21 protein-coding genes are annotated in these 23,736 nt (G+C 34.3%); 13 read left to right on the top strand and 8 right to left on the bottom strand.

The genetic code is table 11. From position 1 onward, the window contains the following. Positions 1–8 precede the first annotated feature (8 nt). Positions 9–2,435: a TonB-dependent receptor gene (locus ABJF08_RS01890; protein WP_348114348.1), complete on the bottom strand. Its 2,427-nt coding sequence runs from the start codon at positions 2,433–2,435 to the stop codon at positions 9–11. 101 nt (positions 2,436–2,536) lie between these two features. Between ABJF08_RS01890 and ABJF08_RS01885 the strand changes: the two genes are divergently transcribed. Then, positions 2,537–3,520 (top strand): AraC family transcriptional regulator, encoded by a 984-nt coding sequence (locus ABJF08_RS01885; RefSeq protein WP_348114347.1) that lies wholly within the window; start codon positions 2,537–2,539, stop codon positions 3,518–3,520. A 73-nt stretch (positions 3,521–3,593) separates the two neighbouring features. Here ABJF08_RS01885 and hemH read toward each other — a convergent pair whose 3' ends face one another. Continuing rightward, complete coding sequence (gene hemH / locus ABJF08_RS01880; RefSeq protein WP_348114346.1) at positions 3,594–4,625, bottom strand: ferrochelatase; 1,032 nt, start codon at positions 4,623–4,625, stop codon at positions 3,594–3,596. 112 nt (positions 4,626–4,737) lie between these two features. On the opposite strand from hemH, the gene ABJF08_RS01875 reads away from it, so the two are divergent. Beyond that, positions 4,738–5,457, top strand: a complete 720-nt coding sequence (locus tag ABJF08_RS01875; RefSeq protein ID WP_348114345.1) for a hypothetical protein — start codon at positions 4,738–4,740, stop codon at positions 5,455–5,457. Here the strand turns inward: ABJF08_RS01875 and ABJF08_RS01870 are convergent. Further along, on the bottom strand, positions 5,454–5,717 hold the full coding sequence (locus tag ABJF08_RS01870) for a hypothetical protein (RefSeq protein WP_104513982.1): 264 nt from the start codon (positions 5,715–5,717) through the stop codon (positions 5,454–5,456). The genes ABJF08_RS01875 and ABJF08_RS01870 overlap by 4 nt on opposite strands. Positions 5,718–5,776: 59 nt before the next feature. After that, on the bottom strand, positions 5,777–7,525 hold the full coding sequence (gene aspS / locus ABJF08_RS01865; RefSeq protein ID WP_348114344.1) for an aspartate--tRNA ligase: 1,749 nt from the start codon (positions 7,523–7,525) through the stop codon (positions 5,777–5,779). Between the two features lie 234 nt (positions 7,526–7,759). On the opposite strand from aspS, the gene ABJF08_RS01860 reads away from it, so the two are divergent. The 4 genes from ABJF08_RS01860 (at position 7,760) to ABJF08_RS01845 (ending at position 11,096) form a co-directional block, all read left to right on the top strand. Next, positions 7,760–8,116: a nicotinic acid mononucleotide adenyltransferase gene (locus ABJF08_RS01860; protein WP_348114343.1), complete on the top strand. Its 357-nt coding sequence runs from the start codon at positions 7,760–7,762 to the stop codon at positions 8,114–8,116. A 129-nt stretch (positions 8,117–8,245) separates the two neighbouring features. Then, positions 8,246–8,806: a hypothetical protein gene (locus ABJF08_RS01855; RefSeq protein ID WP_348114342.1), complete on the top strand. Its 561-nt coding sequence runs from the start codon at positions 8,246–8,248 to the stop codon at positions 8,804–8,806. 172 nt (positions 8,807–8,978) lie between these two features. Next, the gene (locus ABJF08_RS01850; protein ID WP_348114341.1) at positions 8,979–9,662 is read left to right on the top strand and encodes a TetR family transcriptional regulator C-terminal domain-containing protein; all 684 of its coding nucleotides are present in this window, start codon (positions 8,979–8,981) and stop codon (positions 9,660–9,662) included. A 93-nt stretch (positions 9,663–9,755) separates the two neighbouring features. Continuing rightward, positions 9,756–11,096 (top strand): AarF/ABC1/UbiB kinase family protein, encoded by a 1,341-nt coding sequence (locus ABJF08_RS01845; RefSeq protein WP_348114340.1) that lies wholly within the window; start codon positions 9,756–9,758, stop codon positions 11,094–11,096. 4 nt (positions 11,097–11,100) lie between these two features. On the opposite strand, the gene ABJF08_RS01840 is transcribed toward ABJF08_RS01845, so the two are convergent. Next, on the bottom strand, positions 11,101–11,934 hold the full coding sequence (locus tag ABJF08_RS01840; RefSeq protein WP_348114339.1) for a M23 family metallopeptidase: 834 nt from the start codon (positions 11,932–11,934) through the stop codon (positions 11,101–11,103). Positions 11,935–12,203: 269 nt separating this feature from the next. Then, positions 12,204–13,337: a DegT/DnrJ/EryC1/StrS family aminotransferase gene (locus ABJF08_RS01835; RefSeq protein WP_348114338.1), complete on the bottom strand. Its 1,134-nt coding sequence runs from the start codon at positions 13,335–13,337 to the stop codon at positions 12,204–12,206. A gap of 242 nt (positions 13,338–13,579) precedes the next feature. Between ABJF08_RS01835 and ABJF08_RS01830 the strand changes: the two genes are divergently transcribed. The 3 genes from ABJF08_RS01830 to ABJF08_RS01820 are packed head-to-tail and all read left to right on the top strand — an operon-like array spanning position 13,580 to position 16,451. Beyond that, positions 13,580–14,845, top strand: a complete 1,266-nt coding sequence (locus tag ABJF08_RS01830; RefSeq protein ID WP_348114337.1) for a glycosyltransferase N-terminal domain-containing protein — start codon at positions 13,580–13,582, stop codon at positions 14,843–14,845. Continuing rightward, on the top strand, positions 14,823–15,800 hold the full coding sequence (locus tag ABJF08_RS01825; RefSeq protein WP_348114336.1) for a carboxypeptidase-like regulatory domain-containing protein: 978 nt from the start codon (positions 14,823–14,825) through the stop codon (positions 15,798–15,800). The genes ABJF08_RS01830 and ABJF08_RS01825 overlap by 23 nt, the downstream gene beginning before the upstream one ends. Before the next feature lie 3 nt (positions 15,801–15,803). Next, positions 15,804–16,451, top strand: a complete 648-nt coding sequence (locus ABJF08_RS01820; RefSeq protein WP_348114335.1) for a hypothetical protein — start codon at positions 15,804–15,806, stop codon at positions 16,449–16,451. Between the two features lie 4 nt (positions 16,452–16,455). Here the strand turns inward: ABJF08_RS01820 and ABJF08_RS01815 are convergent, their stop codons facing one another. Both ABJF08_RS01815 and ABJF08_RS01810 read right to left on the bottom strand, forming a co-directional pair. Next, positions 16,456–17,118: a DUF2461 domain-containing protein gene (locus ABJF08_RS01815; protein ID WP_348114334.1), complete on the bottom strand. Its 663-nt coding sequence runs from the start codon at positions 17,116–17,118 to the stop codon at positions 16,456–16,458. Between the two features lie 58 nt (positions 17,119–17,176). After that, positions 17,177–17,947, bottom strand: coding sequence for a S24 family peptidase (locus ABJF08_RS01810; protein WP_348114333.1), 771 nt, complete (start codon positions 17,945–17,947; stop codon positions 17,177–17,179). Positions 17,948–18,078: 131 nt separating this feature from the next. On the opposite strand from ABJF08_RS01810, the gene ABJF08_RS01805 reads away from it, so the two are divergent. The 4 genes from ABJF08_RS01805 to dnaE all read left to right on the top strand — a co-directional run bounded on the left by ABJF08_RS01805 (position 18,079) and on the right by dnaE (position 23,714). Then, positions 18,079–18,906 (top strand): SOS response-associated peptidase, encoded by an 828-nt coding sequence (locus ABJF08_RS01805; RefSeq protein ID WP_348114332.1) that lies wholly within the window; start codon positions 18,079–18,081, stop codon positions 18,904–18,906. A 13-nt stretch (positions 18,907–18,919) separates the two neighbouring features. Then, positions 18,920–19,204, top strand: a complete 285-nt coding sequence (locus ABJF08_RS01800; protein ID WP_348114331.1) for a hypothetical protein — start codon at positions 18,920–18,922, stop codon at positions 19,202–19,204. Between the two features lie 142 nt (positions 19,205–19,346). Continuing rightward, the gene (gene dinB, locus ABJF08_RS01795; protein WP_104513998.1) at positions 19,347–20,564 is read left to right on the top strand and encodes a DNA polymerase IV; all 1,218 of its coding nucleotides are present in this window, start codon (positions 19,347–19,349) and stop codon (positions 20,562–20,564) included. A 12-nt stretch (positions 20,565–20,576) separates the two neighbouring features. Then, complete coding sequence (gene dnaE / locus ABJF08_RS01790; protein ID WP_348114330.1) at positions 20,577–23,714, top strand: DNA polymerase III subunit alpha; 3,138 nt, start codon at positions 20,577–20,579, stop codon at positions 23,712–23,714. Positions 23,715–23,736 lie beyond the last annotated feature (22 nt).

Genomic DNA, 23,736 nt, shown 5'->3' with positions numbered 1-23,736 from the left:
ATAATTGATTAAAGGTTATTGATTGAATAATTAAGTTTTAAGTAAAAAGCTCTTCCAGGTTTTTGTACGGATAGATTGTCATAAACAGGTTTATCAAAAATGTTTTTAACATCAAAACTCATCACTAGATTATTATTTGGAAAAACATAACTAAGACCTAGATCTTGAACAAATTGTTCAGGAACTTTAAAAAAGTCATCTCCCACTGTATTCGACCCTTGAGATGTTAAATATGAAAAGTCGTCAGTAAAGTATAAAGTGTAGAATAAATTTAATCGCGATTTTTTTTGAATTAAGTTTTTAAACGAATATCTAAGCCCACTATTCATGGTAAGAAAAGGAGTGTTAGGGATATCAAACTCAGTTCCAGTAGCTGTTTCTGTTGTTAAATCAAAACGAGAAATATTAAAATTAAAACCTAAATTGTTTTTATAAGAGTAATTTATTTGAGCATCAATTCCTTTAGATTTGGCATTTCCTTGATTCACATAAACGATTAATTCATTATCCACATTTAATGAAGTTTCAATCGGTAAACCTATCCTGTCCTTAATATTTCTAGTAAATAAATTAGTAGAAATAGTGAATTCATGCTCCTTAATTCTAAACCTACCAAATCTAAATCCTAAATTATAATTATCGCTGACTTCAGGTTTAATAGTAGAATTTGCAACTACGTTGTCACCATCATTACCGAACACTTCTGTTTCATTAGGTAATCGAATAGCTTTTTCGGCAGATGTTAATAGCGTTACATCCGGCGTTATCGCATAAGAAGCTGCAAACCCATATCCTTCAAACTTATTAGTACTGCTCACCACTTCATCCACTATAATATCATTCCCGTTAGCATCCTGTTCTATCGCAGGATCTGTGCTAGTCGTTTTCTGTTGATAATGTTTCCCAAACACACTAGTTTTTAATCGCTCTTCTAAAACTGATAACTCGTAGGTAAGGGAAAATATATTTTTATGTAAATCTCTTGTCCCTTGAAATGTGTTTTCTAGAACAGATCTCAAAGCATCACTATCTTCCCTATCGACACCGCTATAAACATGATTCAACAGTACTTTATGATGATTGCTCAAACTGTAAGCAAGACCAGTTCTTATTGAAGCTACTTTTCTGTTAATCTTAGCTAATGTGGGACCACCCTCTTGTTGAGATCCCCATGTATATTGATATTCATCACCTCTGAAATCTATAGCTCTATCTCCATTCCAACTATATGCCCAAGCTACTGTATCATTAACTGCTCTATTTCTTTTTCCATATAAAGCATTTACATTTACATCTAAACCTTTAATTATTACATCCTTCTTTTGGTAAATAAAGTTTGCTAGTAATGCATCAGATTCAAGAAATCTATCTTTATAAGGTGTAATAGTCATAAAAGCTCCATGCTGAACCTCCTTATAGTCATCTGAGGCTGTAAAACCTATTAAAAATTGATCGGCCCATTTCACATCTGTATAACCCACCTGAAACATACCACCTGTAGAGCGGTAAGCATCATTAAATCTTCTTGCAGTTATAGGTGTCTGCTCACCACCTATACCTGCTACTAACACACTTCTACCAGAAACTTTATAATCATTATCAGAGTAATTATGGAAAGCAGATGCTTTTACGGTAAAACCTGAATTTTTAAAACGATAAACACCATTAACACTAGCTTGTGTGGTATTAAACGATCCATAAGAAATGGACGCATTTATATTATTTATTGCCGTTTTATTCAATACTATATTAATCGCCCCTCCTAAGGCATCGTCAGATAAATAACCTGGAACAACCCCTTTATAAACTTCTATATTTTTAATCATTGAGGTAGGTATACTATTTAGGCTAAATGAAGAGCCATAAGTTGAGATAGGAATACCATCTATAAAAATTCTAATAGAACTACCAGATAATCCATTTAAACTATAATTCACCTCAGACCCTAAGCCTCCATTCTGACGTATTTTAACACCTACTGCGGTATTTAATAACTCATTGGTTTGAACATTTCTTAAACTAGCTTCCTTAGTTTCTATTAAGTTAACTGCAAACCCTTTTTCTTCGACTTTTCGTTTGTGAGATTTCCCTATCAAATTAACCTCTTGAAGACCTTCAATCTGCTCGGTAAGAGAAAAATCAAAACGAATATTTTCACCATCTAACCTATGATTTAAATTTATTTCTTTAGTAACAGGTTGATAACCCATGTAAGAAACTCTTATTAAATGATCACTTTTAGTTAGATTTTTAAGGACATATCTACCATCTTGATTTGTTGTAGTTACATGATTACTATTAAGAATAGTAACAACAGCACCAAATAATGGTTGCTCAAATTCATCTACAACAGCACCTGAAACAGAATAACCAGACTCTTGTGAATACAAGTGAATCGAAGAAAAAGAGAACACTAAAAACAAAAGTAACCTCATTTATTTAGACTTAATAAAAATAATTTATATTTGCAAAAGTATACTGTTTAGAATAGTTCTTAATAACGTAAAAAGGAATTATTATAACGTAAAGGGAATAAATGGAAATTAGATTTAAAAGCTCTGAATATGATGGAGACGAGCTAGTAAAGTCATTTAAAAACGATTTTGAAACTACAAATTTGTCTGAGAATGAATATTCAGACTTCAAAAAAGGAGTTATCGGTAGTGTAAAAGAAATCCATGTCAACAATGCTTTTGTTCTATTCCAGGACTATAAAACCTCAAAATCTTTAGACCATACCTTACAAGTAGTTCAAAATGACTCTGTATTTTTATTACAATTTGTTATTGAAGGAGATTTTTCTATTTCTATGACAGACGATAAACAAGAAGACTCTTTTAAATTAAAGAAAAACAAATATAATCTCTTTCACATACCAGCTTCTAATCATTTATTCACTTACCACGATCAGAAAAAACAGATTTTAAATATTTACTTTACTGAGTCCTATTTGGAACAAAAAATGGGATTATGCTTTATAAAAAACACCCCAAGTTTTCTAGACGCTAAAAAGGAGAACAAGATATACTCCTTCTTTGAGCATGGATTGCTCTTAAATCCACAATTACGCAACATAGTAAATGAATTTTTAAACTGTTCTTATGATGGTCTTATCAAAAAAACTTATTTAGAATCTAAGTTAACAGAACTGATTATCATAGCTTTAAACACTAATCAACCTCATTCTACTAGATTAAAAAAAGAAGATAGTGAATCTTTAATTATGATTGAAAATTATATTAAGGCACATTTAAATGAAGAACTTAATATAGAAAAGCTATCCCTTCTAGTAGGTTTCAATACTTCAAAATTCAAAACTCTTTTTAAAGAACTTTATGGAATGCCTGTTTTTAAATACATAACCGCTGTAAGAATTGAAAAAGCAATAGAGTTAATTTCAGAAGAAGGGCATACCATATCTCAGGCATCTTATGAGGTAGGTTACAAAAACCCACAGCACTTTACTGTTGCGTTTAAAAAGAAGTTAGGCTATTTACCTAGCCAGCTCTTGAAAGAATAATATTATGTACAAAAAAAAGACTTTTCAAATAAATGAAAAGCCTTTTTATAATTTTATTTACTGACAGACATAATTAAGCAGTGACTTCACTCATAGCCCATTCATCTATCCAGCGAGATAAAACCTTAACCCAGTCATCTCTATCATTAAGACATGGCACAACGTGAAATTCTTTACCACCTACTTCATGAAAGATTTCTTCTCCTTCCATCGCTATTTCTTCTAGCGTTTCTAAACAGTCACTAACAAATGCTGGTGTAGCAATAGCCATTTTTTTAGTCCCACCTAATCCCATTTTTTCAATGGTACGGTCTGTATATGGTGTTAACCATGGGTCAAAACCTAGACGTGATTGAAAGCTAGTAGAAAATGTCCCATCTTCCATACCTAAGTATTCTCCTACTAATCTAGTTACTTCTTTACATTGATGGCTATAACAAAATTCATGAGCAGGTGATGGTGTAGAACAACATTTACCATCCATTCTACAATGTGACTTTGTGATATCACTTTTTCTAATATGTCTTTTTGGTACTCCGTGATATGAGAATAATAAATGCTCATAATCTTTACCTTCTAACGACTCTTTAATAGACTCTGAAAGCACTCGTATATAATCAGGGTGGTTATAAAAAGGAGGCATTTGAGTAAATGACATGTGTGGAAACTTCTCCTGACGCAACTCTTCGGCAAGAACCTGAATAGTCTCTGTCGTTGCCATAGCAAATTGAGGATATAATGGAAGTAATAAAACCTCGTCAACACCTTGATCATTTAATTCCTTAAGACCGTCTTCTATGGTCATAGCTCCATAACGCATAGCTAGAGCAATAGGTACACTAGTAAAGGAATCTATCTTGTCCTGTAATCTCTCTGAAAGAACTATTAATGGACTTCCCTCTTCCCACCATATTTTACCATAGGCTTCGGCACTTTTTTTAGGCCTGGTATTTAAAATAATTCCCTTAACAAGAATAGCTCTTAAAATGTAAGGCAAGTCTATTACTCGCTCATCCATTAAAAACTCATCTAGATATTTCTTTACATCTTTGGGTGTTGGACTATCTGGAGATCCCAGATTCACCATTAATACGCCTTTTTTCATAGTTATCTTATACTGACACAAAAGTCGGCAATATGGTTAATTAATTACTAGAATCTTATTTAAAAGATTTGATACCAAGATTGATGTTCTTTATAATTGTTAAATTCACTGCATGTCTTTCAAAATACAAAATTATATTACTATAAATTTTAACTGGAAAAGTAGCATCTATTTTTTACTGGCATTTGTACTTTTCACACCACTAGGCACTGTATCTCATGAAGCTGGACATTATCTTGTTGCTCAACGATATTTCAAAAATCCTACCTTACATTACGGTTATGTGAATTATGGAGAATGGAAACAACAACCAGAAATGGATAAATGGTACTCACAACATAGCGATAGTGATGGTCAAGTTTATGAAGAAGATATACAAACCTTAGAATTCTACAGAAAGAAAGCTCAAAGGCATGGATTGTATTCTACGCTAGCAGGACCTTTACAAACCATGTTATTTGGAACCATAGGTTTTCTATTACTTAATTTTAATAAAAGTGATAAACTTAATTTTAAAAACTGGATCGCAATCTATCTAGCGTATTTTTGGTCTAGAGAGGTTTTTATTCTTTTATCTTTAGTAATAACACATCTATTAACTGGACAAATCCCTTTACATTCCGATGAAGTCGTAATTGCTTATTATTTAAAATTACCACTATTATTACCTGCTACTATTTTTGGCACGTTAGGTATTCTAATTTTGACTTATACAACTTTCAATGAAATACCTATTGAATATCGGTTTACCTTTATAACATCAGGTATAGCAGGTAGCTCTATCGGTTTTATTTTATGGTTGCGTTTTCTAGGACCTATTATAATGCCTTAATTCAATCTACTTTTATCTTCTATATCCCAATCTTCATCTTCATCGTTCTTATCCTGATTAAAGTTGAATTTACTCAAATCTTTATTTTTATAACGCGTCCATATAAATAATGGCATGACTATAAAGAATATAAATAAGGTAGATAGACCTATCACTTTATGCCCGAGAGCTACTTGATCATGGTCTAAAAAATAAAACCCTACTCCTATGGCTAGTAAAGCACATAAAAGTAGGATTCCAAGAAATTTTAAAAAATTCATATTTTATATATAACATCGTCTTCGACAGGCTCAGACTGACATTCTATTTATACTCAAAGTTAAACCGTTACCTTCAGATTCAATTCTGTCAGTTGTTCGTTATCGATGGCACTTGGTGCATCTATCATCACATCGCGACCACTGTTATTTTTAGGGAATGCGATAAAGTCACGTATCGTTTCCTGACCACCTAAAATAGAAACTAATCTATCAAAACCAAAAGCAAGTCCTGCATGTGGCGGCGCTCCATATTCAAAAGCATCCATTAAGAAACCGAATTGTGCACGAGCTTCTTCTGGAGTAAATCCTAAATGATCGAACATAAGAGCTTGTAATTCTTTATCAAATATCCTTACAGATCCACCACCTATTTCATTTCCATTCATAACAAGGTCATAAGCGTTTGCACGCACATTACCTGGATCTGTTTTTAGTTTCTCAATATCTTCTGGTTTAGGAGAAGTAAATGGGTGGTGCATTGCGTGGTAACGCTCTGTATCTTCATCCCATTCAAGAAGTGGAAAATCTACTACCCATAGAGGAGCAAAATTATTTGGATCACGCAATCCTAGACGCTCTGCCATTTCCATTCTCAAAGCACTTAATTGTGCACGAGTTTTATTTGCAGGACCTGACATCACACAAATTAAATCACCTGGCTGCGCACCAGTTGCTTTTGCCCAGTTCGCAAGATCTTCTTGAGAGTAAAATTTATCTACACTAGATTTAAAAGTGCCATCTAGGTTACATTTTGCATACACCATTCCAGTAGCACCTACTTGAGGACGTCGTACCCAATCGATTAACTTATCGATTTCTTTACGTGTCATGCTCTCGCCTCCTGGTACTGCTATTCCTACTACTAGCTCTGCCTCGTTAAAAATTTTGAATTCTCCCGCTTTCGCGAAAGCGTTCAAATCAGCAAACTCCATCCCAAAACGAATGTCTGGTTTATCGTTACCATATTTCTCCATCGCCTCGTTATAGGTCATCCTAGGAAACTCAGCAACGTCTACGTTTTTCACTTTCTTTAATAAGTGACGTGTCATCTCTTCAAAGATATTTAAAACATCTTCTTGCTCTACAAATGACATCTCGCAGTCTATTTGTGTAAACTCTGGCTGTCGGTCTGCACGCAAGTCCTCATCACGGAAACATTTTACAATCTGGAAATATTTATCCATTCCACCTACCATAAGCAACTGCTTAAAAGTTTGTGGTGATTGCGGCAATGCATAAAACTGACCTTCATTCATGCGCGATGGCACTACAAAGTCACGCGCACCTTCTGGCGTAGACTTAATAAGTACAGGCGTTTCTACCTCGATAAATTCTTTGTTTGCTAAAAAATTACGCACTTCCATCGCAACTTTTGATCTAAAAATCAAATTCTCACGTACTGGATTACGACGTATATCTAAGTAACGGTATTTCATACGCAACTCTTCTCCACCATCAGTTTTATCTTCTATGGTAAAAGGAGGCGTCTTAGAAGCACTTAAAATTTCTAGTTCCTTTACTAGAATCTCAATTTCTCCTGTAGGTATATTTTTGTTTTTAGACTCACGCTCAATTACGGTTCCTTTCACTTGGATTACAAACTCGCGACCTAATTTTTGAGCTTTTTCAATAAGAGCCTTTTCTGTACGCTCCTCATCAAAGATAAGTTGAGTAATACCATAACGATCTCTCAAATCTACCCAAACCATAAAACCTTTGTCACGGCTTTTTTGAACCCAACCGGCCAGTGTTACTTCTTTATTTATATCGCTAGCACGCAGGCTACCACAATCGTGTGATCTATACATATTTAAAACTTCTAATAAGCATGCAAAAATAAACCGATTTCACACATAAATACATAACCATAAGGTAAAGATTTGATTAAAAGTAGAAGATTAATATCGCTAAATGTCATTTTTTAATCACATCAAACAACTGTTTTACAGTTAATTGAAAGGCTAATGTAAACTTAATGTTACTTAAATGTTGTTTTAATATGTTTTTAATGTTAACTTTGGACGTATCAAAAAGAAAGAACGATGAAGAAATTAATGATTTTTGCGGTAATGATGTTAGGTGCGGTTGCTATGGCACAAGAAGTAAAACCTACTTTTGAAAAGATAGAAGACGGTATAATTAAAGCAACATATTTTCATGAAAACGGAACCGTTGCTCAGACAGGAACATTTTTAAATAATAAAAGACACGGTGAGTGGATTAGTTATAATGCTGATGGTCAAAAAACTGCTAAGGCAGAATATAAAAACGATAGAAAAGCAGGTAAATGGTTTTTCTGGAAAGGTGACCAGCTTACTGAAGTAGATTATAATGAAAACGCTATCGTTTCAGTAAACACATGGGTAAGTAAAGAGCCTGTTGCTACTAACAAACCATAGTTCAAGATTATTTTATAATCTTAAAAATCCCTTTCTAAAATTTTAGAAAGGGATTTTTTTATGCCCCTCGATTATTTTCTATTGAAAAGGTATAGTGTTTGATGGTTATCAAAAACCAAATCAACCAACATGAAACACACTATTCTAACCTTTACCTTGCTTTTTGCTATAATTTCCTACTCTCAAAACAGCAATTTTGAAACGGCTGTTTCTTTCAAAATAGGTGCAATCGGAGGTTGGCTTGCCGTTGAAGTTCCTTTGTCAGATAAATTTATGCTCAACGCAGAGTTTGGTCAAGAAGGTGGTATTTATAAAAATACTCGTAATGGTGATACTGAGTTTATTTTCACTAATACATTGAGTTTAGAACCTAGATATTTTTATAATCGACTTTCTAGAAAAGAAAAAGGGAAAAGTATCAATTTAAATTCTGGTAATTATATAGGTCTAGAATTTATGCGAGTACCTGACTGGTTAACAGTAGGTACTGATGAACGTGATGTGCAAATAGAACAATCATTTGCTATTATTCCTAAATTAGGCATGAAAAGAGCAATTGCAAATATTATGACCTTTGAATTAGCTGGTGGAATAGGTTATCAGTTTAATGATAAATTAAAGAATTCTCTGACCATAGGTTTAGACCTTAGAATAGGTGTTTTATTGTTTTACAATCGCTATAACAAGTAACTCAGCCTAATGAAATTATTAATCCCTTTCTAAAATTTTAGAAAGGGATTTTTTTTATCTTTAAAGTATAAGTTTTACACAAAACATACGACTAAATCTTAACATACTTTTGTTTAAACATTATGCATGATAAGTTAAACAGATTGTATCTTTACATCAAATCATTGAGATTATGGCAACTACTAAAAAAGCACCTGCAAAAAAGACCGCAAAGAAGAAGGAAATCACTAAGCACGATATCCTTACCGCATATATGGACTATGTTCTAGAACATGAAAAAACTCCTAAATCGGTTTATAAATTTGCTAAGGATAACAACATGGCCGAGCAAGATTTTTATAATCACTTCGGTAGTTTAGATAGTTTGCGCAAAGATATCTGGAATACCTTCTTCACCATGACTATAGATGTCTCTCATAAAAATGAAGATTATGCACATTTCTCAAATAGAGAAAAGATGCTTACTTTTTTCTATACTTTTTTTGAAATCCTGACTCTTAATAGAAGTTATGTGCTGTATACTCTTAAGGAAAACCCACACATGATGAGTAAGATGGAACAGTTAAAAGACCTGCGTAAGCACGTAAAAAACTTTTCTAAGGACTTAATCATGCAACGCAATGAAGATAAAACTAACATTTTACTAGAACGATCTGAAACTATATATAGTGAAGGTGCCTGGATACAGATGTTGTTCTTACTTAAATTCTGGATGGATGACGACAGTGCTGGTTTTGAAAAAACTGATATGGCTATAGAGAAGTCTGTAAACACCATTTTTGACGTTTTTGATAATACCCCACTAGACGCTGTTCTTGACTTTGGTAAATTCCTTTGGAAAGAGCGCATGTCTTAATAGCATAGAGACTGACCTACTTTTTAGAATTATTTGATTGTAACCATTTTATTGCGTGTTCCGCTTTCGCGAAAGCGGAATTAATATTACCCTATGAAAACACTAGACAAAATACCTACCAGTAAAATAGGCCGTACTACAGAGCTAGTAAAGACTGGTGCAAAAATCGGTGCTAATTACATCAAGTATTATTCAAAAAAAGCAGTAAATCCCTCTATGGATCGCTCTTCTCTTGACGAGGATAATGCGACAGATATTTATGATGGTTTAAAGAGTTTAAAAGGTAGTGCACTAAAGGTAGCGCAAATGCTATCTATGGATAAAAGTCTATTGCCTGGCGCTTATGTAGAAAAGTTTAGTCTAGCACAATTCAGCGTGCCACCACTTTCGGCTCCATTAGTTAGAAAAACGTTTAAAAAATATCAAGGTGCTTTTCCAGAAGAGATTTATGATACATTTTCAAAAGATTCTGTGAACGCAGCAAGTATAGGTCAGGTGCACAAAGCGACTAAAGACGGTAAGGAACTAGCGGTAAAAATTCAATACCCTGGTGTGGCAGAGTCGATAGGTAGTGACCTTGCGATGGTAAAGCCTATTGCGATTAAAATGTTTAATTTAAAAGGTGATGACTCAAAAAGATACTTTGCAGAGGTAGAAGATAAATTAACTGAAGAAACAGATTACACACTCGAGGTTAAGCAAAGTATAGAAATTACAGAGGCTTGTTCTCACATACCTAATCTTAAATTTCCTAACTATTATCCAGAATTATCTAGTAAACGCATTATCACGATGGACTGGATGACAGGACAGCATTTGAGCGAGTTTGCAAAAACAGATTTCTCTCAAGAAACCGGTAATAAACTAGGACAATCACTTTGGGACTTTTATATGTTCCAAATGCACGGTCTAAAAGCCGTACATGCAGACCCACATCCTGGTAATTTCTTAATTTCTAAAGATGAAGAGCTAATAGCCATCGACTTCGGTTGTATTAAAGAAATCGTGGACGAATTCTACCAGCCTTACTTCGAACTGGCTGTACCTGCGAGTATTAATAATCCAGAAATTTTTAGAGAAAAATTATTTGAACTAGAAATATTACGCAAAGATGATAGCGAGAAAGAAATCACTTATTTCAGCGCTTTATTTCACGAGATGTTGAGTCTATTTACAAAACCATTCCAAGAAAAGACATTTGATTTTGCCGACAGTTCTTTTTGGGACGAGATTACTTCTTTAAGTGAGAAATACAGTAATGATAAAGAATTGCGTAAGATGAACGGTAACCGTGGTAGCAAGCACTTCTTATACATCAACCGTACGTTCTTTGGTCTTTATAACCTATTACATGATTTAAAAGCCACTGTTAACACCCATGACTATGTAAAATATTTAGAAGAAAAAGGTTTTAAGAATCATAGTGCTTTGTAGGGATTTAATAACCCTTAGTGTAAGTAACATTTTTCTTTAACTCCTCGGTAATGGTATTTTGATCAATTTTAAATTTAGTTTTTAATGTTTTATAATTATTGTCCTTATCTGTAAGATAGAGATCAATATGCAAGTGCGGTCCAGTGCTCCAACCGACGTTACCACTAAAACCTATATGTTGACCTTTTACTACTTTCTGACCTACTTTTACACGGACCCCATTCTTTCTAAAATGAAGATATTGCATAATAGTTCCATCGGAATGTAGAACTTTAATATAATTATTAAAATCCGCACATTTAAAATCTGCACAATGTTTACTGTTTTTCTTAACTACCTCTACAACTAAACCTTCTCTGCAAGCAAAAACTTTGGTATTAATAGGCATATCAAAATCTATAGCATATTTGTCTTGATGTGATATATCTCCATTGTATCCTTGGCCTACTTTAAATGACGTTCCTTTTTCAAACGGTAACTCATAAACATAATCTTCATCATATTCCGTATCTGTTAAATCACCTAAATAAACTAACGTACTTCCTTTATTGAACTTCCATTTCTTTTTAGGATCTATTTTTTTGAAATCTAATAATAAAAAATCTTTTGTTCTACCTGGTATAACTATATAGCTACCATTTTCTACATCCTGAACTAGATTAACCGGTTTATAGCCTATCTTATAAGTAATAGGTAAAAAGTTATTATTGCTCACAAATAATTTAGTACCTCCATCATAATGTTCCCAACGTTGCTCATAATTAGTTTGCCAATTATCATTTTGACCAAATGAAATATTAAAAAATAAGCAAAGAGAAATTATTATTACATTTTTCATATATAAGAATTAAAGTAAATAATCTCTTACAAATATAGAAAACACTTGTTTAATTTTGAGAAATATAGAAAATCTTAAACATAATCAACTTCAGACATTGCCTATTAAGCCCTATCGATTTATGTAAGTCTATCTCTATAATGGAATCATAAACCGTAAGATGGTTCAGATTCCGCTTTCGCGAAAGCGAGAAATCGAAAAACCCCTATAAAAACTAAATACATATTTGTTTTCATAGAGGTTCTCTTATTGATTATTTAAATATCAATCTATCGATTAATAAACTCCTTTACATGATCTGTAATAAATTTAATTTGCTCGTCATCCAGTTCTGTGTGCATAGGTAAAGAGATACATTCCTTTACTAACTGATTCGTTACCGTAAAGTTTTCTTCTTTATATCTATCGTCTAGATAAGCCTTTTGTTTATGTAAAGGAATCGGATAATAAACTCCACAAGGTATGTTATTAGCTTGTAAATGTTTTACGAGTCCATCGCGATCTGCATCTTTAATAACTAGTGTGTACTGATGGAAAACGTGGCAGTCACAGTTATCACAAACTATAGGTGTTATTATTTTTTCTTCTCCAGCAAATGCTGCTGTATATTTTCTAGCCGCATCTCTACGGGCATTATTGTAATCGTTCAGTTTAGGTAGTTTTGCTCTTAACACTACCGCTTGCATCGCGTCTAGTCTAGAGTTAACACCTACTACGTCGTGGTGATAACGCTCGTACATACCGTGATTTACAACACCTCTTATGATATGAGCAAGCTCATCATCATTGGTAAAAATAGCACCACCATCTCCATAAGCACCTAAATTTTTAGATGGAAAAAATGATGTTGTACCTACATTACCTATGGTTCCTGTCTTGGACTTAGAACCGTCTGCGTGCATGTAGTTAGAACCTATTCCTTGCGCATTATCTTCTATTACAAAAAGATTGTGCTCTTTGGCAATGGCCATGATCTCGTCCATATTTGCCGTCTGGCCGAATAAGTGAACAGGTACAATTGCTTTAGTTTTAGGAGTTATAGCTTTTCTTATCGCGTCTGTATCGATATTAAAGTTATAAGGGTTTACGTCTACTAGAACCGGTGTTAGATTTAAAAGAGCGATTACTTCTACGGTAGCTGCAAATGTAAAATCGGCAGTAATGACTTCGTCACCAGGCTTTAAACCTAGTCCCATCATAGCGATTTGTAAAGCATCAGTACCGTTTGCACATGGTATTACATGTTTTACATCTAGATAGTCTTCTAGCTCTTTTTGAAAAGCATGAACTTCTGGACCATTGATAAAAGCCGCCGACTCGATGACTTCTTTTAACCCATTATTCACTCTATCTTTTATTCCTTCGTACTGACCTTGAAGGTCAACCATCTGTATTTTACGCATTTGCAAATTTTATTAAGCCAGCACGTTTAACCACGCTAGTCCATGTAAAAATAAGCAATAATGAGAGGAATGCCTAAACCTAATTTCACACTTCTCAACTAGCTCTTTTATAAATGAAGTAACATATTACTACTGGTTTCAGCTCCATTAAATCGCACTACTTTATCATATATAAACAGGTTTTAGCCAAGTAAATTTAACTAGTAACTGCTATTGTGCTACATTTGAAAAAAGACTGATTTTTGAAGACGTTGTATGATATTTTTTCCGCTTTCGCGAAAGCGTGCCTACCACTAGCCGGTACCTTTAATAAAAAACTCCAATTAGGTGCCAAAGGACGTGCGAGAACATGGGACATTCTAGACCAAAAAGTAAAATCTTCTCTACCTAAAATATGGGTGCATGTGGCGAGTTTAGGGGAATTTGAACAAGTAGTTCCAGTACTAGAGCATATTAATCGAGATAAATATCAAGTGGTTCTTACTTTTTTCTCACCTAGTGGCTATGAGAATAAAAAGAACACACACCTAGCAGATGTAGTTTGTTACCTGCCTATAGATGCGGTAAGTAATGTGAATAAATTTATGGCAACGGTAAATCCTACGGTTGCGATTATGGTTAAGTATGAATTCTGGCCTAATTATTTAAATGCGCTTAAAAAAATAGACTGTACGACTATATTAGTGAGTGGCGTTTTTAGAGATAAAATGTCATTTAATAGCTGGTATGGAAAATGGATGACTAGATCTCTAGAGAGTTTTGATTATTTCTTTTTACAGAACAATTCTTCTCTTAAAAATCTAGAAAAGCTAGGTTTTACTAATGCAAGTGTAAGTGGTGATACCAGATTTGACCGTGCGAGCCAATTAATAGAACGTGACAGTACCGTAAAGGAATTACAAGAATTTGTAGGAGATAAAAAATGTATAGTTATAGGTAGTTCCTGGCCAGAAGATATAGAGATCATAAAAAACTGGCTCAATGAAAATGAAAAGACTGGAGCGTATAAAGTAATTATCGCACCTCATGAAGTAGGACTTTCTCATATTAATCAATTAGAAAAAACACTGAATTATTATCCAATGAAATGGAGCAGTCTACAAGGTTGTGTTATTCATGATTTGAAAAAACCGTCTACCCTAATCATAGACACCATAGGATTACTGACTAAAGCATATAGCTATGCAGATGTTGCTTATGTAGGTGGAGCGATGGGAACTAAAGGATTGCACAATATTCTAGAAGCGGCAACTTATGGCGTGCCGGTAATCATAGGTAAGAATTATGAAAAATTTCCTGAAGCAGGTAAGCTAGAAGACTTGGGCGGTTTATTTTCTGTTGCTACTGCTACAGATTTTGAATCTATCGCAAACAAATTATTTGAAGACGATCATTTTAGAGATAAAACTGGAATGATTTGTGGACACTGGATCAATAGCAACACTGGCGCAACTCGCGAAATAGTCGCTTATTTAAAAAATATCAATGAAAAACTTATTCTGGATTAGTCTCGTACTATTCAACTTAAACCTAGTACAAAGTCAGGACATCGTTATAAAAGATGGATCTACTCAAGAGTCGATTGCTTTTGCTACCATCAGTTTTGGTAATGGTAAAGGAACATTTGCCGACGATGAAGGTAGCTTTAGGTTTACAAAAGAGCTATATAAAGATGTAGATTCTTTATTCTTTTCCAGCATCGGTTATGCAGACTTAGGTATAGCTGTTGCCAATTTAAAATCTGAAGTTTTTTTAACCCTAGAAGCAGACGAGCTAGAAACCGTAATTATAAGCGCCGCACTTACTGGTAAACATAAAGACCGCAAGAAAAAGGAAATAGGACATGATAATTATTTTGACTGCTGGTTACCTACCGTAGAAAGTGAAATTGCAGTGAAATTTGACAGATATGACGGCGAACCTACTCAAATCACGCAACTTAAATTGCCTGTTGTTCTAGAAGAAAGTCAGCGTAGTAAGAAAGGGAAACTCCGTAAATTTTCTACCATGTTTAGAGTTAGCTTTTATGATGTGCAAGAAGATGGCAGTCCATCGAGAAAATCTTTATACCCTTCAAAAACTTTCATAATTGATCAAACGACTGAGGAGACTTACGAACTGGACATCACAGAACTTAAAATAAACATTCCTAATAATGGGATTTTTGCATCTATACAAGTATTAGGTTACACAAAACCTGATGGTAAATTAATCAAAGCAAAAAAGTACAGAGAAATTAAAACAAGAGGTGGTTTTGAAAAAATTTCTACTACTTACCGACCGCTTTTGCCTTTTACTAAAGAAATAGAAGGTAAAAACACATGGGTACGACGCATCTTTTTCAATGATAAAACCTGGCAATTATTTGACCTTACTTACAACCCAAACAGTAAATTAGTACGTTCTGGAAATGACGATTACGGAATGGGCGCAGAGTTTAAGGTGTTTTATAGGGATAAGTAAAGGATGAAAAATATTATCTTTTTATTTCTATTATCAATTCTTATAGGTTGCAAAGAATCTGATTCAACAGCAACTGTAATCACTAATGAGTTTAAATTAGAATTTTTAAACGAGGTGTTTTCTGATACAGTAGATATTCAAATACTTCATTCAAAAAGTGAGTTAATTTCAAATTTTGGTAGAGGATATATGTTACCTCCTTTGTCTATGGATCATGATATGATAAAGATCATTACAGGATCTGACTTTAGTTACCGCACTGCTTACTCTCCAGAAAACACAGACTTAAATGAACTTGAATTAATATCAAATAGCTTATTAGAATCTGATACGGTTTTCATTCAAAAACAAAGAAAAAGCGTCTCAACCATTGATCTCAACGAGCTATCAGCTTATGGTTTCAAAATTTTTGATATTAAGGGAATGTCTAGAAATAACTTTTCTTATGAAAACATCTTACAGTCAGCAGATAGTATAAATCAAAAAACCGGTAACTACAGTTTTTTAAAATTCACAATCCCTATTTTTAATAAAGAAAAGAATCTTGCGTATATGAGGTTACAAAAAGGTAGTTCTCAATCAGCTATTATTTTAGAAAAAACTAATAATCGTTGGAAAAGAAAAACATTACTTTATGGACTATTGGAATAGCTTATCATACCGTTACCGCTTCACTCAAATAAGTCCTAAAGGGTTTCATCTCTTTATATAATTTGATATAGAGATCATTAAAATCCGGAGATAGAATTTGTTCTCTTGTTAATGGATATTCTACAGCAAAGGTCTTTTTGCGAAGTAAATCAATGTATTCATGATCTTTAGGAAAACCCTTTGGTGCTGTTTTTAAAGAATTGCCATCGTCATATAAACCACCGTAAATCTTTTTAAAAGAAGGCTTTTCGATAATTGCTATCAATTCATCTCCATTATAATCTATTGCTTCTCTGATAGATTTAAGCACTTTGGCTTCTGGTTTATAAAAACCACCTGCTATAAAAGATTGCTCTACGCCTACTTGTAGATAAAAATCGTTTTGTTTTTCATGATAAGAAAGGTCCAATCCTGCTCCAAAATGATCTTTGTAAATAGGCTTATTAGGTTGAAACATTAAATTATTATTGATCCTGTTGATAGATCTTTTCACATCAGTATCTGTATAATCTGGATCGATTTCTACCAGACGCTCTTGCATTTCTGTAAGCCAGTTTATAAACCATAAACGCACCGCTTGGTATTCTTTGCGGTTCACTTCCATCCACTCTTTATTATTATTGACTTGCAATCGTTCTAGAAAGTCATAAAGATGCTCAAAACCCATATCATGTCACTTAAATAATTAGAACTTCCGCTTTCGCGAAAGCGGAACAAACAACCTACTACTTCCCTTTTTTAATACTCTGTATTTCTTCACGTAAACTATCGAGACCTTGTTTTAAGGAAATCATAGCCTCCTCTCCTTCGTGAACATCGAGGTCAAAGCTGAGTTTAGAATTTACTTCCCAAAGCTCTTTAATCTCCACTACTGGTTGCTCGATAACTGGGTATTCTCTATTTAAAGAAATTAAATTTACCGCTTCTGGAGATTCTGATTTGCGCAGTTTCTTCACAAGAACACTATCTGCAGTAATAATTACATGAATGCGATTATCGTTTGCAGTGCGCACACTTTCTACCGCTTTACCCATTACCCATTCTGTAGGTTGTAATACCGGCAACATACTATCGCCTTTTACCTGAAAGGCACGATAACTTCCTTCTCTATACTGTGGCAAGGGTATATTAAAGGCCGGCAAATCGTTATACCAGTCTGTATCTTGTACATTACTTGCATATCCAGCACTTGCTTTTATAGGTACCATGATCATGTTTTCACGATCGTTAATGTCCATAGTAATAATTTTGGGCGCTGTACTCGTACTAGTTTCTAGATACTTATTATAACTGTTACCGTATAACCACAAAGGATTTACATTAAACTGTCGTAAAAGCTCTGTCACTATCTTACCTGTGATTTTCTTTTTACCACGTTCAATATCTGCAGTTGTACTACCTGCATCTAGCAAGTCTGCAAACTCACTTTGTGTCTTTCCTAGGTCTTCACGAACTTGTTTGAACCTTTTTGCTTCTGTTGAAATCTCTTGTGCCATAGAACAAATATAGGGTATTTAGGAATATTTCCAATTTTAACAGTGGAATTATTCCATAATATTGGAATTATTCCATATATTTGAATCGTTAATAGGAATTATTCTAGGAATATTTCCAAAATACTACAATTATGTGTGGAAGAGCAACGATAATTACACCAGCAGCAGATTTAGAAAAGCGTTTTAATGCCGCTTTTATAGAAGGTGCTGTACTTAATGAAAATGTGAACATAAGCGCAGGTAATAAAATACCTGTAATCACAAGCGAGCAACCCAACCACATACAGATGTTTACCTTAGGATATACTCCTAAATGGGCACACAAACAGACGTATATGATTAATGCGCGTAGTGAAGGCGATTTGAATCCAGAGAATAATCCTCAGTATAAAGGAGCGATGGGTATTTTTAATAAACCTATGTTTAAACATGCTGTAAAATCACAACGCTGTCTAGTTCTAGTAGATGCTTTTATAGAAGGACCTAAACAGGAGAAACTTAATAAACCTTATCTAGTTTACCCTAATCGCGATAGAGGACCATTTGCTCTAGCAGGTATATATGATACATGGCAACATCCATTAACAGGAGAATTGCACCATACAGTAGCCATATTAACAAGTGCTGCAAATAGAATTACACAAAGAATAGAACACCATAGAGCACCAGTTATATTAAGTAGAGAAGATGAAGAGAAATGGCTTAATCCTGATATGCCGGTTGCAGAGCTTTCTAGAATGATGGAGCCTTTTGATTCTAAAGGGTTCAATGCTTACCCTATATCTTCAAAAATAAAAAGTCCTGATGCAAATGGACTTGAATTATTGAAACCTACAGGAGATAAACTTTTCAAAGATTACGATCGCTGTTTATATGAACGTCTTAAATATGCCGAAGAAGATGATTATGTTATAAGAGAAGAACGTCTAGTAGAAGGAGACCAATTTGTTTTATTTTAAAATGATTACCGACATGAATATTGAACTTATTAAAACAGAGTTAGCCCAAAGAGTGGAGCAACTAGTTCTTACTAGAAAAGCTGGGAAAAAAGCTACTATGAAAGTCGTACACCAAGTAAAAACTTGGTCTGATAAAGTTGCTGAAACCGAAGATCTTATCCATAAGGTATATCATACATTACATGAAGTACTGCAACAAAATGGTATTCAATTTAAAAACGAAATTGAAAAAGAGACTTTTGTGAATTTTATGGAACCTACCGTAAATGATCTTGTTATTAAAAATATGGCAGATTAATTAAGTAGTAACGCATAAATAATAAACTGATTAACATACACCTCACAAGAAAAATCTTGTGAGGTTTTTTGACCCCTTGTTTTAAAAAAAAATTAAGCAACGTTATAAAAACCCATTCCTAAACACAAAGGGATAACACCTTATGAGCGATAAACAAATCATGCATTTAGATCTGGATACTTTTTACGTTTCGGTAGAAAGGAAAATGGATTCGCGATTAGAAAACCGACCATTATTAGTAGGTGGCACGAGTGATCGTGGTGTGGTAGCCGCATGCAGTTATGAAACTAGAGGTTATGGTGTGCATAGTGGTATGTCTATGAAACTTGCTAGACAACTATGTCCTGAAGCAGTAGTTATAAGAGGTAATGCAGGCACTTACTCAAAACACTCTGATGAAGTGACAGAAATTATCAAACAAGAAACTCCATTATTTGAAAAATCGAGCATCGACGAGTTCTATGCAGATCTCTCTGGAATGGATCGTTTTTATGGATGTTATAAACTAGCTACAGAGTTACGTAAGAAGGTAATTAAAGAAACTGGATTACCTATCTCCTTTGGCCTATCTACTAATAAAGTGGTTTCTAAAATAGCAACTGGCGAGGCTAAACCTAATAATCAATTAATGATTAATCATGGAGAAGAAAAGGGCTTCATGGCACCACTATCTGTAAAGAAGATACCACAAGTAGGTGATAAAACTTATCAAACATTGAGACATCTAGGTGTAAAACGCATACACACTATTCAAGAAATGCCTGAAGAGATGTTAACTAATGTACTGGGTAAAAACGGCAGCATGATATGGCGTCGTGCTCAAGGTCTAGATAACCGACCTGTTGTTGCTTTTAACGAGCGTAAATCTATAAGTACAGAGCGCACATTTGATAGAGACACCATAGATGTAAAAAAACTTAATTCTATACTCATTGCCATGACAGAAAACCTCGCTTTTCAACTTAGACGTGGTGATAAATTAACTGGTTGTATTAATGTAAAAATCAAATATTCTGACTTTAACACTTATACAAAACAAATGCGCATTCCTTATTGCAGTGCAGACCATATACTCATACCACACATTTTAGAACTCTTTGAAAAGCTCTATAACCGTAGACTCTTAATACGTTTAATAGGAATTAGGTTTTCACACATTGTAAACGGACATTATCAGATCAACCTTTTTGATGATAATGAAACAGCAATAAATCTATATACCGCTCTAGATAAAATAAGAGAAAAATATGGAGATAGAACAGTTATGAGAGCCGCCGGTATGGAAGCAAAAACTATAGGCAGAATGTTGAATCCATTTAATGGGTTACCGCCAGTTGTTCTTGCCCATCGCAAACAGTAGTATTAATTATAATTGAAAAAACATCATTTGTACCTAAACAATCACACATATTATTCTCTACGGTACGGCACATTTAATGAAGAAGACCTCATTGAACTTGCCTTAGAAAATGGCGTGAAAAAAATCGTGCTTACCGATATTAATAACACCAGTGCTTGCCTTAATTTCATAAGGTTATGTGCAAAACATAAACTAGAAGGAGTAGTAGGAATAGATTTTAGAAACGATCACCAACAGTTATACGTAGGTATAGCCCGAAATAATGAAGGGTTTCAAGAATTAAATGAATTCCTATCTCACCATCTAGAAAATAAAAAACCTTTTCCTGAACAGGCACCAGCATTTAATAATGCTTTTATTATTTACCCTTTTAACAAGGTGGTAGAAATGAATGGATCTCGCTTTCGCGAAAGCGAATACATAGGAATCTCCATCGCCGCATTACGCAAACTGCCATTTACCAAATATGTAAAAATGAAGGATAAACTGGTCGTAATGCAAACGGTTAGTTTTAGAAACAAAAGAGATTTTAACGCACATAGATTACTGCGTTGTATAGATTTAAATATATTATTAAGTCAGCTACCAGCATCGCAACAAGGAGATTTTGAAAATCAGATAATACCTGTGCAGGAGATTAAAAAGACATTTGAAGAATATCCATTTATTATTGAAAATACGACACTGTTATTAGATCAATGTCGTATTAGCTTTGATTTTGAAAATGCCCAACTCAATGCAAATCAGCATATATATTCTACTAGCAAACAAGCCGACTATAAAAAATTAAAACAACTGGCCTATAACGGAATTGAAAACAGGTATGGTGATAAAGAAGATAAACGCGATGTAATTGAACGCATAGAAAAGGAAATAGGAATCGTAAAAAAGAAAGGCTTTGTCGCTTATTTCTTAATCAACTGGCGCATTTGTGAGTATGCACGCACTAAAGGTTATTTCTATGTAGGACGTGGAAGTGGTGCCAATAGTATTCTAGCTTATTTATTGCAAATAACCGAGGTAGATCCTATAGAATTAGACCTGTATTTTGAACGTTTTATCAATGATTATAGAACGAGTCCGCCAGATTTTGATATTGATTTTTCTTGGGATGATCGAGAAGATATAACCAGATTTATTTTTAACGAGTTTAAAAATGTCTCTTTACTAGCGACATACAACACCTTTCAATACCGTGCGGTTATTAGAGAACTAGGTAAGGTTTTTGGTCTACCGCGGGCAGATATTGATATGCTTACTACAGGTAATTTTAAACCAGAGCGCCTGGATCAAATGCATGAGCTGGTTCTTAAATACAGTCATTTAATAAAAGGCATGCCTAACTATACCAGCATACATGCCGGTGGTATTCTCATTACTGAAAAGCCTGTTCATTATTACAGTGCGACCAGCTTACCGCCTAAGGGTTATCGCACGGTACAATTTGACATGCACATTGCAGAGGATGCTGGAATACACAAATTTGACATCCTCGCGCAACGTGGTCTAGGTAAAATACGTGATGCGATAGAGATCATAAAGTACAATCAGCCAGATGCGCAAATTGCAAACGTACATACTGACGTAAAAAAATTCATGAAAGATCCTGAGATCAACAACATGATCTCGCAGGCAAAATGTATAGGCTGTTTTTATATAGAGTCCCCAGCTATGAGAATGCTATTGAGCAAACTAGCAACTAATGATTATATAGGACTAGTTGCAGCTAGCTCTGTGATACGACCTGGTGTTGCTCAAAGTGGTATGATGCGCGAGTTTATTTTACGCACGAGGTATCCAGAAAAACGTAAAGAAGCGCACCCTATCATGCAGGGAATCATGCCTGAGACTTATGGGATAATGGTATATCAAGAAGATGTGATTAAAGTCGCGCATTATTACGCAAAACTAGATCTTGCCGAAGCTGATGTACTGCGTCGTGGGATGAGCGGTAAATACAGATCGCGAGAAGAGTTTCAAAAGGTAGAAAATAAGTATTTTAAAAACTGTCTGGATCTAGGGCATGATCCTGTACAGACTAAAGAGATATGGAATCAAATTAAGAGTTTTGCTGGATACGCTTTCGCGAAAGGTCACTCTGCATCCTACGCTGTAGAAAGTTATCAAAGCCTTTATTTAAAACGCTATTTCCCGCTAGAATACATGGTAGCAACATTAAATAATGGTGGTGGCTTTTACAGTCCAGAACTGTATGTACATGAAGCTAGAATGTGCGGTGCGGTTATAGAACCACCATGTGTTAACCATAGTAACATAGCAAATATTATTAAAGGTAAAAGTATCTATCTAGGCTACAGTTATCTTAAAGAACTAGAAAGGAAAACGATGATACGTCTTATAGAGGCGCGTCATCTAGATGGCTTATTTATTTCTCTAGAAGATTTTATAAATCGTGTTCTCATAAGTATAGATCAGCTATCTATTTTAATACGCATCGATGCTTTTAGATTTACCGGTATGGATCGTTATGAGTTGTTATGGCAGGCACATTATAAACTAGATAAATCACCTCAAAAATATATTCAGAATAAATTATTTGTTCCTGAACATAGAGCAGCTACTATACCGCAATTACACACCACTAGATTAGAACTAGCTTATGAACAGATTGAATTATTAGGTTTTCCCTTGTGTTCTCATTTTGAATTATTGGTAGAAGAACCTACAAATAATTATGGTTTAGAAGACATGAAAACCCATCATAATAAAATGATACTCATTTATGGTTATGTAGTTAACATTAAAACGACTCATACAGCAAAGGGCAAACGCATGCAGTTTGGTACATTTTTAGACTGTAACGGTAGATTTTTTGATACCGTTATGTTTCCGCCAGTGGCTGCAAAAATCACCTTTCGCGGAAGCGGTATTTATAAAATATATGGTAAGGTCGTAGAAGAATTTGATTTCTATTCTATCGAGGTGCATGATATGCAAAAAGCAGACTACATTCAAGACCCACGATATGCAGAAGAAAACCCACAGACCATACAACGTCTAGATAAACAATCTAGTCTACGTGACCGAAGAATGGGAAATAGCAATGGTTATCGCAAACAAGAATTGCCGCACGAGAAAATTGAAATTCATCAACCTAGTGGGTCGAGGAAATCGAGAAAATCTGGATAACAAACAAGATGTCAATCTGAGC

Source organism: Nonlabens sp. (assembly GCF_039941875.1).
GTDB lineage: Bacteria > Bacteroidota > Bacteroidia > Flavobacteriales > Flavobacteriaceae > Nonlabens.
Note: the sequence above shows the minus strand (reverse complement) of the source record. Positions and strands in the feature narration are given on the sequence as shown.

Coding starts and splice junctions, on each gene's coding strand:
- ABJF08_RS01885 (WP_348114347.1), top strand. CDS start 2,537: ATGGAAATTAGATTTAAAAGCTCTGAATATGATGGAGACGAGCTAGTA.
- hemH (WP_348114346.1), bottom strand. CDS start 4,625: ATGAAAAAAGGCGTATTAATGGTGAATCTGGGATCTCCAGATAGTCCA.
- ABJF08_RS01850 (WP_348114341.1), top strand. CDS start 8,979: ATGGCAACTACTAAAAAAGCACCTGCAAAAAAGACCGCAAAGAAGAAG.
- ABJF08_RS01820 (WP_348114335.1), top strand. CDS start 15,804: ATGAAAAATATTATCTTTTTATTTCTATTATCAATTCTTATAGGTTGC.
- ABJF08_RS01870 (WP_104513982.1), bottom strand. CDS start 5,717: ATGAATTTTTTAAAATTTCTTGGAATCCTACTTTTATGTGCTTTACTA.
- ABJF08_RS01855 (WP_348114342.1), top strand. CDS start 8,246: ATGAAACACACTATTCTAACCTTTACCTTGCTTTTTGCTATAATTTCC.
- ABJF08_RS01835 (WP_348114338.1), bottom strand. CDS start 13,337: ATGCGTAAAATACAGATGGTTGACCTTCAAGGTCAGTACGAAGGAATA.
- aspS (WP_348114344.1), bottom strand. CDS start 7,525: ATGTATAGATCACACGATTGTGGTAGCCTGCGTGCTAGCGATATAAAT.
- ABJF08_RS01825 (WP_348114336.1), top strand. CDS start 14,823: ATGAAAAACTTATTCTGGATTAGTCTCGTACTATTCAACTTAAACCTA.
- ABJF08_RS01800 (WP_348114331.1), top strand. CDS start 18,920: ATGAATATTGAACTTATTAAAACAGAGTTAGCCCAAAGAGTGGAGCAA.
- ABJF08_RS01845 (WP_348114340.1), top strand. CDS start 9,756: ATGAAAACACTAGACAAAATACCTACCAGTAAAATAGGCCGTACTACA.
- ABJF08_RS01860 (WP_348114343.1), top strand. CDS start 7,760: ATGAAGAAATTAATGATTTTTGCGGTAATGATGTTAGGTGCGGTTGCT.
- ABJF08_RS01840 (WP_348114339.1), bottom strand. CDS start 11,934: ATGAAAAATGTAATAATAATTTCTCTTTGCTTATTTTTTAATATTTCA.
- ABJF08_RS01875 (WP_348114345.1), top strand. CDS start 4,738: ATGTCTTTCAAAATACAAAATTATATTACTATAAATTTTAACTGGAAA.
- dinB (WP_104513998.1), top strand. CDS start 19,347: ATGAGCGATAAACAAATCATGCATTTAGATCTGGATACTTTTTACGTT.
- ABJF08_RS01810 (WP_348114333.1), bottom strand. CDS start 17,947: ATGGCACAAGAGATTTCAACAGAAGCAAAAAGGTTCAAACAAGTTCGT.
- ABJF08_RS01815 (WP_348114334.1), bottom strand. CDS start 17,118: ATGGGTTTTGAGCATCTTTATGACTTTCTAGAACGATTGCAAGTCAAT.
- ABJF08_RS01890 (WP_348114348.1), bottom strand. CDS start 2,435: ATGAGGTTACTTTTGTTTTTAGTGTTCTCTTTTTCTTCGATTCACTTG.
- ABJF08_RS01805 (WP_348114332.1), top strand. CDS start 18,079: ATGTGTGGAAGAGCAACGATAATTACACCAGCAGCAGATTTAGAAAAG.